The sequence below is a fragment of the Kushneria phyllosphaerae genome (assembly GCF_900312995.1).
In the GTDB taxonomy this organism is placed as follows: Bacteria; Pseudomonadota; Gammaproteobacteria; order Pseudomonadales; family Halomonadaceae; genus Kushneria; species Kushneria phyllosphaerae.
The window spans coordinates 898,362-913,156 of sequence record NZ_ONZI01000001.1 but is presented as its reverse complement, the minus strand read 5'-3'; the positions used below and the strand labels follow the sequence as shown (position 1 = coordinate 913,156).

At 58.0% G+C, this 14,795-nt stretch carries 14 protein-coding genes and 1 pseudogene; 6 read left to right on the top strand and 9 right to left on the bottom strand.

Annotated features, from left to right (window positions below; genetic code table 11):
• Nucleotides 1-30: 30 nt before the first annotated feature.
• Genes KSP9073_RS04015 through KSP9073_RS04005 form a run of 3 tightly spaced genes read right to left on the bottom strand, consistent with a single transcriptional unit; the run spans nt 31 to nt 3,081 of the window.
• Nucleotides 31-882 (bottom strand): carbohydrate ABC transporter permease, encoded by an 852-nt coding sequence (locus KSP9073_RS04015; RefSeq protein WP_108841624.1) that lies wholly within the window; start codon nt 880-882, stop codon nt 31-33.
• Nucleotides 882-1,763: a carbohydrate ABC transporter permease gene (locus KSP9073_RS04010; RefSeq protein WP_207771426.1), complete on the bottom strand. Its 882-nt coding sequence runs from the start codon at nt 1,761-1,763 to the stop codon at nt 882-884. The genes KSP9073_RS04015 and KSP9073_RS04010 overlap by 1 nt, the downstream gene beginning before the upstream one ends.
• Before the next feature lie 52 nt (nt 1,764-1,815).
• Complete coding sequence (locus tag KSP9073_RS04005; protein ID WP_108841622.1) at nt 1,816-3,081, bottom strand: ABC transporter substrate-binding protein; 1,266 nt, start codon at nt 3,079-3,081, stop codon at nt 1,816-1,818.
• A gap of 103 nt (nt 3,082-3,184) precedes the next feature.
• On the opposite strand from KSP9073_RS04005, the pseudogene KSP9073_RS17920 reads away from it, so the two are divergent.
• A pseudogene (locus KSP9073_RS17920) lies at nt 3,185-3,352 on the top strand (winged helix-turn-helix transcriptional regulator); the annotation flags it as partial.
• A 60-nt stretch (nt 3,353-3,412) separates the two neighbouring features.
• Entirely contained in the window at nt 3,413-4,345 is a 933-nt protein-coding gene (locus tag KSP9073_RS04000; RefSeq protein WP_243409105.1) for an ROK family protein, read from the top strand.
• 117 nt (nt 4,346-4,462) lie between these two features.
• On the opposite strand, the gene hemB is transcribed toward KSP9073_RS04000, so the two are convergent.
• Nucleotides 4,463-5,437, bottom strand: coding sequence for a porphobilinogen synthase (gene hemB / locus KSP9073_RS03995; protein WP_108841620.1), 975 nt, complete (start codon nt 5,435-5,437; stop codon nt 4,463-4,465).
• A 217-nt stretch (nt 5,438-5,654) separates the two neighbouring features.
• On the opposite strand from hemB, the gene KSP9073_RS17475 reads away from it, so the two are divergent.
• Nucleotides 5,655-5,906, top strand: coding sequence for a hypothetical protein (locus KSP9073_RS17475; protein WP_133240981.1), 252 nt, complete (start codon nt 5,655-5,657; stop codon nt 5,904-5,906).
• A complete protein-coding gene (locus KSP9073_RS03990) occupies nt 5,890-7,248 on the top strand; it encodes an MFS transporter (RefSeq protein WP_108841619.1) in 1,359 nt (452 codons plus the stop codon). Before KSP9073_RS17475 ends, KSP9073_RS03990 begins: the two co-directional genes overlap by 17 nt.
• A 119-nt stretch (nt 7,249-7,367) precedes the next feature.
• Here the strand turns inward: KSP9073_RS03990 and KSP9073_RS03985 are convergent, their stop codons facing one another.
• Nucleotides 7,368-8,390, bottom strand: a complete 1,023-nt coding sequence (locus KSP9073_RS03985; RefSeq protein WP_108842033.1) for a LacI family DNA-binding transcriptional regulator — start codon at nt 8,388-8,390, stop codon at nt 7,368-7,370.
• Between the two features lie 176 nt (nt 8,391-8,566).
• Here KSP9073_RS03985 and KSP9073_RS03980 point away from each other — a divergent pair, with 176 nt between their 5' ends.
• Nucleotides 8,567-9,313: an alpha/beta hydrolase gene (locus KSP9073_RS03980; protein ID WP_108841618.1), complete on the top strand. Its 747-nt coding sequence runs from the start codon at nt 8,567-8,569 to the stop codon at nt 9,311-9,313.
• A gap of 74 nt (nt 9,314-9,387) precedes the next feature.
• Here KSP9073_RS03980 and KSP9073_RS17585 read toward each other — a convergent pair whose 3' ends face one another.
• A complete protein-coding gene (locus KSP9073_RS17585; protein WP_165814145.1) occupies nt 9,388-9,543 on the bottom strand; it encodes a hypothetical protein in 156 nt (51 codons plus the stop codon).
• 647 nt (nt 9,544-10,190) lie between these two features.
• On the opposite strand from KSP9073_RS17585, the gene KSP9073_RS03975 reads away from it, so the two are divergent.
• Entirely contained in the window at nt 10,191-11,477 is a 1,287-nt protein-coding gene (locus KSP9073_RS03975; RefSeq protein WP_108841617.1) for an exopolysaccharide biosynthesis polyprenyl glycosylphosphotransferase, read from the top strand.
• A 91-nt stretch (nt 11,478-11,568) separates the two neighbouring features.
• On the opposite strand, the gene KSP9073_RS03970 is transcribed toward KSP9073_RS03975, so the two are convergent.
• From KSP9073_RS03970 to KSP9073_RS03960, 3 genes are all read right to left on the bottom strand, one after another.
• The gene (locus KSP9073_RS03970) at nt 11,569-13,077 is read right to left on the bottom strand and encodes a tripartite tricarboxylate transporter permease (RefSeq protein ID WP_108841616.1); all 1,509 of its coding nucleotides are present in this window, start codon (nt 13,075-13,077) and stop codon (nt 11,569-11,571) included.
• Nucleotides 13,078-13,080: 3 nt separating this feature from the next.
• A complete protein-coding gene (locus KSP9073_RS03965) occupies nt 13,081-13,539 on the bottom strand; it encodes a tripartite tricarboxylate transporter TctB family protein (protein ID WP_108841615.1) in 459 nt (152 codons plus the stop codon).
• A 63-nt stretch (nt 13,540-13,602) separates the two neighbouring features.
• A complete protein-coding gene (locus KSP9073_RS03960) occupies nt 13,603-14,613 on the bottom strand; it encodes a Bug family tripartite tricarboxylate transporter substrate binding protein (RefSeq protein WP_243409104.1) in 1,011 nt (336 codons plus the stop codon).
• Nucleotides 14,614-14,795: the final 182 nt, after the last annotated feature.

Below are 14,795 nucleotides of genomic sequence, written 5' to 3'. Positions count from 1 at the left end.
TATACCGTGATGGCCGCTTTAGTCCTGGGATCATCCCTTCACAGCGCCCATCGTTAATCCACGAATAAAATGACGCTGCATCAAAAAGAACATGACCACCGGTGGAATCGCGATAGCGATCGTGGCAGCGGAAATCAGGCTCCAGTTCGCCACATACTGTCCCTTGAGATTATCGAGTCCGGCCGTTACCGGTTTGACGGCATCACTTGGCGTAAGCACCACCGCCCAGAAGTAGTCGTTCCAGATAAAGGTAAATGCCAGGATGGCAAGCGCTGCCAACGCCGGGCGCACCAGGGGGATGACCACATGAATCAGGGTTTGCAGGGGTGAGGCGCCCTCGGAGCGCGCCGCCTCGAAAAGCTCATCAGGCAATGAGGCAATGAAATTGCGCATGAAAAGGGTCGCGAAGCCGGTCTGAAACGCCACGTGAAATATGATAAGCGCGAGGTAGCTGTTGTAGATCCCCAGCGAAATCGTCAGGTCGCGAACCGGAATCATCATGATTTGAAACGGCAGGAAGTTGCCACCGATGAAAATAGCAAACAAAAGCGTATTGCCACGAAAGCGATAGCGTGACAGCACGTAGCCCGTCAGCGTGCTCAGTACCAGAACCCCGATGACCGAAGGTATCGTGATCACAAGACTGTTAAAAAAGTACCGCCCCATCGGCGTCTGCGTGAACACTTCCGTGTAGTTTTTGACGAGGTCAAATCCGGAGGGCCATCCCCAGTAGTTGCCCACGGCGGCGTCGGAGGCAGGTCTAACAGACGTTAGAATGACCGCCCCCAGCGGCAAGAGCCACAGCATGAGAACAAGAGTGACCGCCGCAAGATAGAGATACTTTTTCAGGACATCGTCTTTTGAAATCTGTCGGGGATACATTACGCGCCCTCCTTTTCCATACGCAGCATTCTCCAGAGATACCAGCTGATAAAGACCACCATAATGGCGAAAAGGACGCTGGCGATGGCCGCACCGTATCCAAATCGATAGGCCTGTATGGACTGGCTGTACATCTGATAGGCAAGCACGTTCGAGGAACCGAAGGGGCCGCCGGAAGTCATCACCGAGATCATGTCAAACGACCTCAGAGCACCAATGACGGTGACGGCAATCGCAATGAAATTGACCTGACGAAGCTGGGGCAGGATGACGTACCACAGCATTTTCCAGCCTTTGGCATTATCCACGCGGGCCGCCTCGATCTGGCTTTCATCCAGATTATTCAGACCTGCCATGAACAAAATTACGCAAAAGGAGACCTGCGGCCACAGCGCCGCGAAGACGACAGCCAGCGTGACCCACCTGGGATCGGACAGGAGGGCCGGCGCGGTGGCGCCCATTGCCTCGAAAAAAAGCGCCAGCAATCCGCTTGAGGGATCATAAAACCAGGTAAAGACCACGCCGACGGCCACCTGCGACATCACCAGAGGCATAAAAAACAGGGATTTGACGATTCGCATGCCGCGAATCTGTTGATTGATGAGCAGCGCAAAGAACAGGCCCAGCGGGGGCGCCAGCATGAAGACAGCCAGCCAGATGATGTTGTTGCGCAATGAGATATAAAACTGGGGATCGTCGAGCATCTCGATATAGTTACCGAGCCCGATCCACTGCATCTCGTCAAAGCCGTCCCACTGAAAAAAGCTGATCCAGAGACTCTGTACGGAAGATCCGACAATGACTATCCCGAACAGAATGATGCCGGGGGCTATAAAAAGAGCAGGCCAGAGCCAGGACCGATTACGTCGCCATATGGTCATCACGATAGATACCCATGTCGTTAGCCGATATTAAAAAGAGTTCCCGAGAGACTCAGGTTGAAGTCGTCACGCGAGTACGAATGCGATCCAGCTCCTGTCGAATCTCCTTCCCCTGTGATGGATAGACGCTGAATTTCTGAAATCCCTTGAGCCCTGCCCATGCCATGGCCGGATGAGTATCACGATCAAAATATTGAGCGCTGCCGGCGGACGCTCGCAGAAGTCCCGTAGCCGTTTTTGTCAGCGGATCGTCGGGCACGGGCATGTCATTGCGAGGCGGTACGGTACCGATAGGCGCCAAAAATCTTGCCAGAACGTCCGGCTGGTAGAAGTAGGCCAGAAATTCCCTGGCGAGCGCCTTTTGCTGAGCACGCTGCGGGATATGGATGGAGTTGGAGGAGAAGTCTTCGTAGGGCCCGACCGAGGCGTCGTAAGTGGGAAAGCGAATCAATTTGAGCTCCCCCTCCTGACCCGGTGGCATCACACTTTGCAGGAAGGTGCTCAGATCCATCATGGCGGCCTTTTTTCGAGCCAGAAACGCCGCGGCCTGTTGCCAGGCGTAAGACGTGCCGTGATCCAGGAAAAAGTCCTGCTGAATCATGTCTCGCCACTGCTCGAAAACCGGGTCAAATATCGTATCGGAATAGGCGACCCGGCCCTCCATTAGCGCCATGTGCGTTTCGAGACCGTTGATACGCAGATTTAGATGGTCAAACCAGCCCGCCGCAGGCCATTGGTCTTTCGTTCCCATGGCAACAGGCACAAGCCCCTGCGCCTTGGCTCTGTAGCAAGTGCGATAGAAGTCCTCGAACGTTTCGGGAGGCGTCAGGCCATGTTCACGAAAGACGTCTTCGCGATAAAAAAGCCCCCAGAACAGGCCGCCGACCGGCAGCCCATACTGGCGCCCATCAATGGAGACTGTATCGAGCAGAGGGCCCAGTGCCCGGTCAATGCCTTCGTGCTCGACAAGGTCGGATATATCTGAAAAAAGCCCCATCCCGACAAACTGACGCATCCGCTGACCGGAGAACCAGAAACAGATGTCGGGCGGATCGGCCACCAAATAGTTGCGAATGGCCGTCTTGTTGGCTTCATGGGCGATATTATTGACAATGACTTCCGTGCCGGACTGACGTCCGAACTCTGCCGCTATGGCTTGAAACGCGGGGGCCTGCGCGGCATTCAGGTCGCTGATGATGATCAGCCTGCGAGGCTTCGCAATTGCCGGTGCGCGGAGACCGCAAAGAAGCAGACCTGCTCCCGCCCCAAGCGTCTGGATGACGCGTCGCCTTGTAACAGGGGTGTTGGCTTTGCTCATGACGGGAGTCTCCTCTTCGCCAGCGAATCGGGGTGACAACTCACCAGGCATACCGTAGGTCTGGAGGTCACCTGAAACTTACTTTTTTCATTGGATAAAATAAGTGCAACGAGAGCAATCAATCATTGGTCGAAGCAGCGATCGAGCGGCCAAGAGAAAGTTCATCATCAATGAGATCCGAAGGCTGGGGCAGCTAAGCAGAAGCGCTCTGGCTGAATCGACAGGGCTTAGCCCGGCAACCGTGTCTTCCATCGTTTCAGAGCTTCTGGAAGAAGACCTGGTCGTTGAAGACACCGCCTCGGTCAGCGCCGGGGGCCGAAGGCCCACCCCCATGCGAATTAACTACACCACACGCCTGGCCATTGGTATCAAGCTGAAATCCGACAGCATTGAATGCCTGCTCACGGACATGTCGACCGCTCCGATCGACAAGCTGACGAAGGCGCTGCCATCGCTGGACCCCGAAGCCGTGTGCCAGATCTGTGAAGAAGCAATTGCACAGCTCATGGAGACCCAGGCAAGAGACACCAAGAATCTGATCGGGGTGGGTGTCTCTATTCCGGCCTTTGTCGACGCTGAAACAGGGGTTTGTAAAACAAGCCATCGCTTTGGCTGGAAGGACATTCACTTCGCCGGCATGCTGCAAAATAAATTGGGTATCCCGGTAAAAATCGAAGACGACAGTCACGCCTTCGCGCTGGCGCATGCACTTTTTGGCGTGGGGATTAATCACGCCTCTTTTGCCACTGTCGCCGTTGGTGAAGGGATCAGTTATGAAATGATCCTCGATGGCAAACTGCATCGCGGTAATACCGGGGCGGCCGGAAAACTCGGCCACATGTGTCACGATCCACATGGCGCACGCTGCGAATGCGGTCGATACGGCTGCCTTCAGGTCAAAAATTCCATTTCCGGGATGCTGAGTACGCTGGACCTGAATGATCCGCAATGGTCCTTTCGCACTCGCCTGGACAGGCTTCTGGCCTGTCTTGCGTCAGGCGATGAAAAAGCACTTTCAACCGTCAGAGACGCAGGCTATACGGTCGGAAAATATCTTGCCGACATGACGGCCGTAACGGATGTCGATCCCGTTGTGATCGGCGGCGAAGTAGTCGAGCTTGGTGAGTATTTCTTTGACGCTTTCAACAAGGCACTGAACAAGTATTCACTCCATGGCCCCATACGCACTTACATCGACAATGAAGATAATTTCTGGAGCCGTGGCGCCGCTGCCCTGGTGACCCAGGAAGTCTTTGGTTTTTAACGAAATCGGCACGGCACCACTGGCCACGATGTGGCGTCGCACGGTCTGAAAGCCTCCGGACACAAAAAACCACGCCGAGGCGCGGTTTTAGTTTCAATCCCTTGCGGCGAATGGAGCTTACAGCCCTTCCTCCAGCAGCTGCGGGGCGAAGTAGGTCATGATCAGATCCGCGCCGGCGCGGCGCATGGCACCCAGCGTTTCGCGCACCACGGCGGATTCGTCAATCACGCCCTGCGCCGCGGCGAACTTGATCATCGCGTACTCGCCGCTGACCTGATACGCCACCAACGGCAGCAGACTGTTGCGGCGGATGTCGGCCATGATATCCAGATACGCCAGAGCCGGTTTGACCATCAAAAAATCCGCGCCTTCGGCTTCATCAGCCAGCGATTCACGCAGCGCTTCGCGGCGGTTCATCGGGTCCATCTGGTAGGTCTTGCGATCACCTTTGAGCTCGGTGCCGGCAGCTTCACGAAACGGGCCGTAGAGCGCGGAGGCAAGCTTGGTGGAATACGCCATGATGGGGATGTCTTCAAAGCCCGCCTCATCCAGCGCTTTGCGGATTGCGGCGACCTGGCCGTCCTGCGCCGATGATGGCGCGATGATGTCGGCACCGGCCTTCGCGGCCTGCACCGCCTGAATGCCGAGGTTTTGGATGGTGAGGTCGTTGTCGACAGTGTTGCCCTTCAAAATGCCACAGTGACCGTGACTGGTGTACTCGCAGAAACAGATGTCCGGGATGACCACCAGCTCCGGGGCGGCTTGTTTGATGATGCGCACCATGCGCGCCACCATGCCGTCTTCCTTCAGAGCGTCGCTGCCGGTCTCGTCCTTGTGATGGGAAATCCCGAACGGCATGATGCTTTTCAGCCCCAGCGCGCTCAGGCGTCTGGCTTCCTCACCGAGTCTGCTTTCCGGGATGCGGGACTGCCCCGGCATGCCTTCGATGGGTGTGTATTCATCGGTCTCTTCCTCAACGAAAATCGGATAGACCAGATGTTCTGCCCGCAGCGAGGTTTCCCGCACGATATCGCGAAGGGCGCTGCTCGAGCGCAGGCGGCGAAGCCGGGCCTGCGGAAACTGGGCTGGCATGAGCTCTCCTTGAGATGATGAAAAGACGATTCAGGCCTGAAGTATAGCGCTGCGAGCAGGTGAGGTCAGGGTAACGGCGGCATAGGGCCGCACTATCAGCCGTCTGTGCCCTGCTCGCGCCTTCCAAGCCCTGAACCCGCAAAAGTGACGATTAAAACGCCGATCGGCGTGTGCATGTTGACTCAGGTGATATTGCCGGCCATCACGATTGTCTACGATGGGCTCCGATGCCAGCCGCTTGCCTGCCGACGTCAAATCCGTCCGTTCTGCTTCGCCGCTGCTCTCTTGCACGACGTGCCTGTCGATGATGGGCCAGGCATCGCACGAGTCCAACAAGCTTCAGGCGAGCGCGTTCATGACGCGCGCCTCAACACGTTCGGGCTCAGGCGGCTACACTCTTTTGTCCAGCGACTTCCATCCTCTTGCCATCATCAGCGAATGCCACTTTACCCATGACCTCCAGCCATAAGCCCACCCCACAGCACGAGCGTTCCTGCTGGGTGCTGGGCATTTTACCCGCCCCGGAACTGCCCACACTTATCGTCGACAAGATCCGGGAGCGCCTGACCGAGCAGCTTTCACGTCAGGTCGCCAGCGATAGCGATTGGCGTATCGAGACCATCACCGACCCCATGGTCGGCACCGATGAAGATGCCGATGACATCATCAATGAAGCCGAACGCTTCAAGCGTGAGCAGAGCTGGACCTACGTGGTGTGTCTTACGGACCTGCCGCTGTTCCATGAGGGCAAGCCACTGGCGGCCAGTGCCAGCGGCAACCGGGGCGTGGCGATCCTGTCCCAGCCGGCACTGGGCGCCTCCCCGATCGCCCGACGCGTGGAAGAGGCGATTATCCAGCTGGTCAGCGAGCTGCACTTCGGTAGCTCTCGGGAAGGCCGGGATGCCTGCTGTCAGTATCACAACAGAACGCGCCGGGGGCAGCGCAGGGAAGCTCAGCGCCTGGTCAGGCGGCGGCTGTCCGAATGGGTGGCGCCCTTTGTTCGGCATGACATCTGTCAGGAAGACAGCGATCTTGATGTGCGTTTCATGGCGCGCTTCAAGGTGCCCGGCTATGTGAAGCTGATCGGCGGCATGGTGCGAGCCAATCGCCCCTGGTCGATTTTTCCTGCCTTCCGTCGCATTGGTGCTGCCGCGTTCGCAACCGGCGCCTATGGGATGATTTTCAACTCGATGTGGCGGCTGGCCGACAGCTATGAGCCGTGGCGCTTTGTGACCCTGATGCTGCTTTCCATGCTGGCGATGGTGGTGTGGATCATGATTGATCACGGCCTGTGGGAGCCGGTGCGTCATAAAAACGCGTTTTCCAATGCCAATCTTTACAACATCGCCACGGTCAGCACGCTGGGGATCGGGGTGCTGTTTTACTATCTCATGCTGACGCTGCTGTTTTTTGCCACGGCCTTTCTCTTTGTGCCGGCGGCGGTCATGGGGCAAACGCTGGGCCATGAGGTGGGCGCACTCGAGTTTGCCGCACTAGGGTGGCTGGCCGCGTCGCTGGCCACCGTCGGCGGTGCGCTGGGGTCCGGGCTTGAAAGTGACGACACCGTGCGTAATGCCACCTACGGCTATCGCCAGCAGCTTCGCCAGAAACGCCTCCAGGAACAGCGCGACAGCAATAAAGACAATGACGACTCGGAAGATTCAGAAGACCCCGAGGACCCCGAAAAGGCCGAGGGTGATCCGGACGACGATACAAAGAGCCAGGATCAAACAAACGACGGTGAGCGTGAGGCGCAAGACCAGCAGAGAAAGCCGCATCAGCCGAAACGTTCGAACAGCCAAAGAGATTAGCCACCCACCGGCCCCAACGCGACCGGCATGGCAAGGGATCAACGCATGGAAGCAAGCCGCACGGTGCTCAAACGTATCGCCACGTTCCGACGCCGTCTCCCTTGCTCGCCGGAGACTTCCTACGTCACCAGTTCCCCGCGCACAGTGAGCGTGCACGGCGCGGCCTGCGGGTCGCGCATCTGTACCAGCAGCTGTTCGAGTGCCTGCGCCCCGGCGCGGTAGCCGTCATGCACCACACACGGCACGGTGATGTCGAAAATATCCAGGTAGGGCAGCCGGTCGATGCCGATCACGCTCAACTGATCGCGATCGATGCCGGCTTCGCGCAGTGCCTTGAGCGCGCCCAGTGTAATCAGCTGATTAAGACCGAAAATCGCCCGCGGCACGCCGTGCGTCTTTAAGTAGCCACGCACCTGCGCCACGGCCGGCGCCAGGGTGTAATCCCCCCACAGCACATCAATGCCAACGTCGCCGGCCTGCTCGCCGAGCGCTGTCTGGACACCGTGCAACCGCTCCCGCGAGATCCGCGAGTGCTCGGGGCCGGCCACCACCAGCAGACGATCCTCGCGGGTACGACGATCAGGCGTGAAGACATGGGCCAGCAGGTAACGCGCCACGCGCTCGCCGGCGCCGGGGTTGTCCAGCACCACGGCGCTGAAGCCGCAGTCATGCAGGGTACGGTCCAGCTGGACCACGGCAATATCGCTGGCCTGCAACCGGGTCAGATAGTTCGGACGGTAGTCCGGCTCATCGGACACCGGCGAAAGGATCAGCCCGGCGGCCTGATAGCTTAGAAGCGTTTCAATGGCCATGGCTTCAAGGCGTGGATCACCATCGGTATCAAACAGCATGATGGCGTAATCATGCTGCTTGGCGTGGCGCGAGATGGCCTTGATCATCTCGGCGTAAAAGGGGTTATCCAGACTTGCCGTCACCACACCGATCAGGCGACTGTCGCTGCGCTTGAGGCCGCGGGCAAAGGCATTGGGCACATACCCGAGCTCGAGGGCAGCCTGCTCGATACGCTCGCGCGTGGCCGGTCTGACCATCTCGGGCTTGTTGAGCGCGCGCGAGACCGTGATGTTGGTCATCCCCACATGGCGGGCGATATCGGCAATGGTAACTTTCCTGCTGGCGGGCATGAGGCGTGTGATCTCACTGGAAGGCATTTCACCGGGAGGCTGCCCCTTTCTCGAAAGGGACCCGGGCGTGACAGTATCCAGCGAATGTCGCACGCTGACGACCCTGCGCTGATGAACCTGCCGCGTCGCAGGCCCGGGTGCTGCCTGCTCTTTTCACCTGACTGCCGGAGACCATCATGGCACAGCTGACCTGCCGCTTCGCCTCGCAGATTCTCGAGGTGACCCTTTCGCTCAATGCGATCGTTCCCGAACACGCCACTACCCCATCACCGGTGCTGTATCTACTGCATGGGCTGTCCGACGATGATAGCGCCTGGCAGCGCTTTAGTGCCATTGAGCGCTATGCGGAAAATTACGGCATTGCCGTGGTCATGCCACAGGTGGGGCGAAGCTATTACACCGACATGGCCTATGGGCCGGACTGGTATCGTTTTTTGAGTGAGGAGTTGCCGGTCATCAGCGAACGGCTTTTTCCGATCTCTACACGGCAGGAGGATACGTTTGTGGCGGGGCTTTCCATGGGCGGTTACGGCGCGTTCAAGTGGGCACTGCGTCAGCCTGAGCGCTTTGCGGCGGCGGCCAGCCTTTCGGGCTCACTGGATATCGTGGAGGTGGGCGAACGCGAGGCACCGCCTCCGGAATATCCGTTGATCTTTGATCAGTCGCCTGCCGGCAGTGACGATGATCTTTTTGCCTTGCTCAAGCGTTATCGCACCCCCCAAGCCTGTCAGCCGGCGCTGTTTCAATGGTGCGGACGAGACGATGCGCTCTATCCGGCCAATGTACGCTTTCAGGAAGCCGCGCGAGAAACGGCGCTTGAGCTGGACTGGCATGAAGGGCCAGGAGATCATCAGTGGCGCTATTGGGATCGCCAGATTCAACGTGTGCTTAAATGGCTGCCAATCACATCACCCGACACCTGAAGATGCTGCCAATAACGCAACACCCGGCTCGTGGCCGGGTGTTATCGTCTTCAGGGCAGCATGACCGTGAGCGTTTATTGGTAACCATGGTAGGGCGTTTCGACCTTACCTGTATGAGCCTCTTCCACAGCTTCCATGAAGTGACCGCTTTTTGCCGAAACCCCCATGGAGGCGAAGATCGCAAGGACAGCCAGCGCAGTCACAACAAAATAAACAATCAGAATTCCCATTGTATTACTCCCTGGTAGCGATAATCACGATTCCTGATGATGATCAATCCATTTTTCATTTGTTAGTTATTATTACTTATGGACCGAGTAATAACTTATTGTCTTTATATTCAAGATTCACGATAAAACGCACTAAGTCAGTCACCGATGCTTATTGAAATCAATAAAACGCTGCCCGAAATTCAGTGTTCGTCACACAATCGACACAATCATCATGCCTTACATTATCCGTCGTTGGGATTATCCTATGGTCTACTTGGCGTAATGAAATGTAATTATGCAAAAAAGCTCAAAAAATCAGCCATGACGCCCATTGTACGGGGCTCCAGCATGCCTTGAACAAGCAGAAAGTGGATGAAACATGCGCCCATAAGTTAGAAAAATCTGATAAACAATCGACAGAATCAAGGTTTTCAGACGCCAAATCCGATAGGCGAAAACAACTTTATGGGCTCGGTAAACCGATATTTCATCCTTTTAATCGATGCACAATATTGCATAGATAATCCTGCCAAATAAAACGATATTACTTTTCACATCCGAATAAGATACTGCGACCTGCGCCGGCACACCTGACGGCATGCAGCCGCCTGATGTTTTTTTAAAAAACTATTAATTAACAAAAGACACATCTTCAGGGACAGGTCATGGAAATGTCGACGCGACCGGTACGTGGCAATCATCGCCACTCACTGTGGTATGAACGGATCCTCTTGAGCTTTCGGGTTCATTATCTTCTCGGACTGACGCTAACCTCCCTGCTGCCAGCACTGTGGGGCCGAGCATGGTCAACGTCCACGCTTGCAGCCATCAGTACCAATACCACGGTACTGGCCAGTGCCATCGCCTGGATGGTGGCATTTCGCATTGTGCAGCAACTCTCCCGCCATCCGGGTGCCGACCCCTGCACTTATGTCGCTCCAGTAGTCACGGCCGTTTATCTGTTGATACTGGTCGTTCTGGAGTTGATGGCCATTCCCTTCCATCTGACACAGCTTTTGATGTCGGGCGGGCTCGCCCTGCTGTTTGGCTGGACAGGCTACCGGGTCACGCGACGCTATCGTCGGCTCAAGATGGCGCTGGTGCCGCTGGGCAACATCAGGGAGTGGTTTGGTCATCAGGATGTCGATCAACGCTGGCTGTCAGGGCCCGACCTGGAGAGCCTGAGAGTGGATGGCGTGATCATCGACCTGTCCTGCGACCTGAACGATGAGTGGCAGCGTTTTCTGGCCGACTGCACCATCAAACGGATCCCGGTCCATGACGCACGCCGCTTCGGCGAGGCCAGTACCGGCCGTATCGGGCTCGATCAGATCCATGCCAATCGCTACGGCTCGCTGATGCCCAGAACCAGCTATGAGCTTTTCAAGCGACTGGCGGACATCCTTGCAGCACTTTTGATGCTACCGGCCGCCCTGCCGATCATGGCCGTGGCCGCGATGATGATCAAACGCGATGATCCGGGCCCGATCCTGTTTCGCCAGCGACGTTCCGGCTTTCAGGGAGAAGAGTTCGACGTCTACAAAATGCGCAGCATGTATGTCAATCCTGACGATGTTCGCCCTACTCAGGAAGGTGATGACCCGCGCATCACGAAGGTCGGCCGGTACCTGCGCAAATATCGTATCGATGAACTGCCGCAGCTTTTCAACGTGCTCAAGGGCGAGATGAGCCTGATCGGCCCGCGCCCCGAGACCCCGGCGCTGACCGAGGCCTATGAGCGCGATATCCCGTTCTTTCGCTATCGCCATGCGGTTCGCCCCGGCATTTCGGGGTGGGCCCAGGTTGAGCAGGGTTATGCCTCGGAAGTCGAGGGCTCACGAATCAAGCTAGAGTACGACTTCTATTACATCCGCAACTTCTCGTTCTGGATGGACCTGCTGGTCGTGATCCGTACCATTCGCACCATTTTTACCGGCTCCGGCGCGCGCTGATCTAAGCCGCCGGCTCATATCGCAACAGACAACAACCCGGCATCAAAAAAGGCCCGCCAATGGCGGGCCTTTTCATTGTCACAGACAATACTCAGGGATTGGCAGGCACCCGAGCACGGCGCTGACGCCAGCCGCGATACATCGGCAGTACCAGCATCAGTACCACCAGCGCCCAGCCGCCCCAGGTGATCGGGCTCGACCACAGAATCGACAGCTCGCCGTTGGAGATCGACAGCGCCCGACGCAGGTTCTGCTCCATGATGCCGCCCAGAATAAAGCCCAGCAGCACCGCCGAGAGCGGAAAATCGAACTTGCGCAGAATGTAGCCCACCACACCAATCACGATCATCAGGAAAAGATCGAAGGTCGTGGCATGAACCCCGTACACCCCGATGGCCGTGACAATCGCAATGCCCGGTACCAGCGCCCAGTAGGGCACGGCCAGAATCTTGGTAAACACGCGAATCAACGGTATGTTCATCACCACCAGCATCACGTTGGCAATAAACAAAGAGGCGATCAGGCCCCAGACCAGCTGCGGGTCGGTCTGAAACAGCATCGGCCCGGGGGTGATGTTGTAAAGGGTCAGCGCGCCCAGCATGACCGCCGTGGTGCCCGAGCCCGGCACGCCCAGGGTCAGCATCGGCACCATCGAGCCGCAGGCCGCAGCGCTGTTGGCGGTTTCAGGGGCTGCCAGACCACGCAGATCCCCATCGCCGAAGCGGTTGTCCTTCGTGGCCATGCGCTTTTCGCTCATGTAGGCCACCGCACTGGCCATGGTCGCCCCGGCGCCCGGCAGAATGCCCATGAAAAAGCCCACCACGCCGCTGCGCAGTACCGTCCACTTGACCAGCATGGCTTCTTTGGCGTTGAACATCATGCGACCGCTGGTCTTGAGCGCAGTCTGTCCATAGTAGGTGCGCTCCAGCAGCACCAGAATCTCGCTGATACTGAAAAGGCCCAGCACCAGCACCACAAACTGAATGCCGTCGGCCAGCCCCAGAGCATCGAAGGTGAAACGGTAGACGCCGCTGTTGGCATCAATGCCGACGCAGGCCAGCAATAGTCCGATCAGCGAGGCTACGGCCGTTTTCATCGGCTTGTTGCCGGCCATACCCGCCAGACAGGTAATGGCAAACACCATCATCACGAAGTATTCGGCCGGACCAAAGGCCACCGCCCACTTCGCCAGCAGCGGAGCAAAGATGGTCACGCCGATGGTGGCAATCAGACCGCCCGTAAAGGAACCGGCCGCCGAGATGGACAGCGCAATGCCGCCCTTGCCCTGGCGTGCCAGTGGATGACCATCCAGCGCGGTCATGACCGCCGAGGCCTCACCCGGAATGTTTAAAAGAATCGATGAGATACGCCCGCCGTACTCACAGCCCAGATAGACCGCCGCCAGCAGAATCAGCGAGGTCTCCGGCGGCAGCCCGAGCGCGAAGGCGATCGGAATCAGAAGCGCCACGCCGTTGATCGGCCCAAGTCCTGGCAGCAGGCCCACCACGGTGCCAATCAGCGTGCCGCACAGGGCCGTAAACAGGTTCAGCGGCGTGGTCGCCACGCCAAAGCCCTGGCCCAGATATCCCAGTGTTTCCATGGTTCAGACTCCCAGTCCTGACAGCACGCCCAGCGGCAGGGGTACATCGAGCAGCCTGTCAAACAGACCGTAAAAACCAAGCGCCATGACAGCGGCGGTAATGACACTGGAGACCCAGCGCCCGTTGTAGAGCCGGCACATGGCAATGGCGAAGAAAAAGGCCGAGACCACAAAGCCGAGCGTTTCAAAGAAAAAGGCGAACAGCGACAGCGCCAGCACACACAGCACCAGTCGGCCCAGCACGTGACCGGTCAGTGGGGTGTCAGCGTTTTCTTCAGCCATCTGACCGGGTCGGATGATCAGATAGACCGTGCCGGCCGCCAGCAAAATCAACAGCAGCAGCGGGAAGGCGCGCGGCCCGACCGGCTCATAGGAAAAGGCCGCTTCATAGGTAGTGGCGGCATAGGCCAGCACCGCATAGACCACCAGCAGTGCCGTCAAAAAAATGCGTTGATAGATCATGGAAGGCTCCGGACCCACGACAAACGCAGATGCCCCAACGGGGCACCTGCGTTGCTGTCGAATTTACTTGACCAGACCGAACTGATCGGCCAGCTCACGGTACTCGCCAACCCGCTTTTCAACGTAGGCGTTGAGCTCATCACCGGTCATCGCGAAGGGATAAAGTTCACGGCTTTCACGCAGTTTGGCGAAGTCATCGGAGGCCAGCAGCTTGTCGAAGGCATCCTTCCACCAGTTGTAGGCTTCATCGCTGACCTTCGGACCCACATAGAAACCGCGGATGACCGGCCACTGCACGTCATAGCCCTGCTCGACCGCCGTGGGAATATCACCGGTCACATCACCCGGCAGACGCTCTTCGGAGAACACGGCCAGAATGCGCATGTCACCGCTTTGCACGTGCGGCACGGAGTCGGCGATATCAGTACTGGCGACCTGGATGTGACCGCCCAGCAGAGAAGTCGCCAGCTCACCGCCGCCTTCCATGGCCACATAGCGCATCTTTTTCGGGTCAATACCAGCGGCCCTGGCCAGCAGAGCGGTCTGCATCCAGTCCTGACCTCCGACCGAACCACCGGCCCCGATCACGACCTTGCTGGGGTCCTTTTTCAGCGCCTTCACCAGATCATCAAGGTTTTTGTAGGGAGAGTCGGCACGTACGGCGACCGCGCCATAGCTGGTGCCGACACCGGCCAGCCAGCGCACGGCGCTTTCATCAAAGCGGCCAAACTTGCCCTGGGCCAGATTCAAAAGCGAGCCGCTGGACCAGGCAACGATGGTGTTTTCATCTGAGGGGCGCTGGGCCACTACCGTGTTATAGGCCACCGCACCGACGCCGCCGGGCATATAGGTCACGCGCATCGGTGAGGATAGAATGCCCTCCTGGACCAGCGCGCTCTGGGCCAGTTTGCAGGTCAGGTCAAAGCCGCCGCCGGGGGCAGCAGGAGCGATACATTCGGGCCGTTTGGGTTCTTCTGCAGCCATGGCCTGAAGACTTGCGCCCAGGCTCAATGCGCCCATAAGGGCCAGCGCCGCCATGCGCCCCTTGCCGAAACTGCGTCGTGTCATTGTCATGTTGCCTGTTCCTCACGTCTGTCCGGAAACGCGCCCGGCGCGGTTGTTATGTCTGTTATGTCGCATGCGAAGTCATCAGACGCTGACGAACCGGACGGCGCGGGATTGCCGCTGCACTGGTCGCCGGGGGCGTGCATACTGTCCGCACCGGCAGACACCACATGGCGCCAATGCACCACGTT

Coding starts and splice junctions, on each gene's coding strand:
- KSP9073_RS04015 (WP_108841624.1), bottom strand. CDS start 882: ATGTATCCCCGACAGATTTCAAAAGACGATGTCCTGAAAAAGTATCTC.
- KSP9073_RS04010 (WP_207771426.1), bottom strand. CDS start 1,763: ATGACCATATGGCGACGTAATCGGTCCTGGCTCTGGCCTGCTCTTTTT.
- KSP9073_RS04005 (WP_108841622.1), bottom strand. CDS start 3,081: ATGAGCAAAGCCAACACCCCTGTTACAAGGCGACGCGTCATCCAGACG.
- KSP9073_RS04000 (WP_243409105.1), top strand. CDS start 3,413: ATGCGAATTAACTACACCACACGCCTGGCCATTGGTATCAAGCTGAAA.
- hemB (WP_108841620.1), bottom strand. CDS start 5,437: ATGCCAGCCCAGTTTCCGCAGGCCCGGCTTCGCCGCCTGCGCTCGAGC.
- KSP9073_RS17475 (WP_133240981.1), top strand. CDS start 5,655: ATGGGCTCCGATGCCAGCCGCTTGCCTGCCGACGTCAAATCCGTCCGT.
- KSP9073_RS03990 (WP_108841619.1), top strand. CDS start 5,890: ATGACCTCCAGCCATAAGCCCACCCCACAGCACGAGCGTTCCTGCTGG.
- KSP9073_RS03985 (WP_108842033.1), bottom strand. CDS start 8,390: ATGCCCGCCAGCAGGAAAGTTACCATTGCCGATATCGCCCGCCATGTG.
- KSP9073_RS03980 (WP_108841618.1), top strand. CDS start 8,567: ATGGCACAGCTGACCTGCCGCTTCGCCTCGCAGATTCTCGAGGTGACC.
- KSP9073_RS17585 (WP_165814145.1), bottom strand. CDS start 9,543: ATGGGAATTCTGATTGTTTATTTTGTTGTGACTGCGCTGGCTGTCCTT.
- KSP9073_RS03975 (WP_108841617.1), top strand. CDS start 10,191: ATGGAAATGTCGACGCGACCGGTACGTGGCAATCATCGCCACTCACTG.
- KSP9073_RS03970 (WP_108841616.1), bottom strand. CDS start 13,077: ATGGAAACACTGGGATATCTGGGCCAGGGCTTTGGCGTGGCGACCACG.
- KSP9073_RS03965 (WP_108841615.1), bottom strand. CDS start 13,539: ATGATCTATCAACGCATTTTTTTGACGGCACTGCTGGTGGTCTATGCG.
- KSP9073_RS03960 (WP_243409104.1), bottom strand. CDS start 14,613: ATGACAATGACACGACGCAGTTTCGGCAAGGGGCGCATGGCGGCGCTG.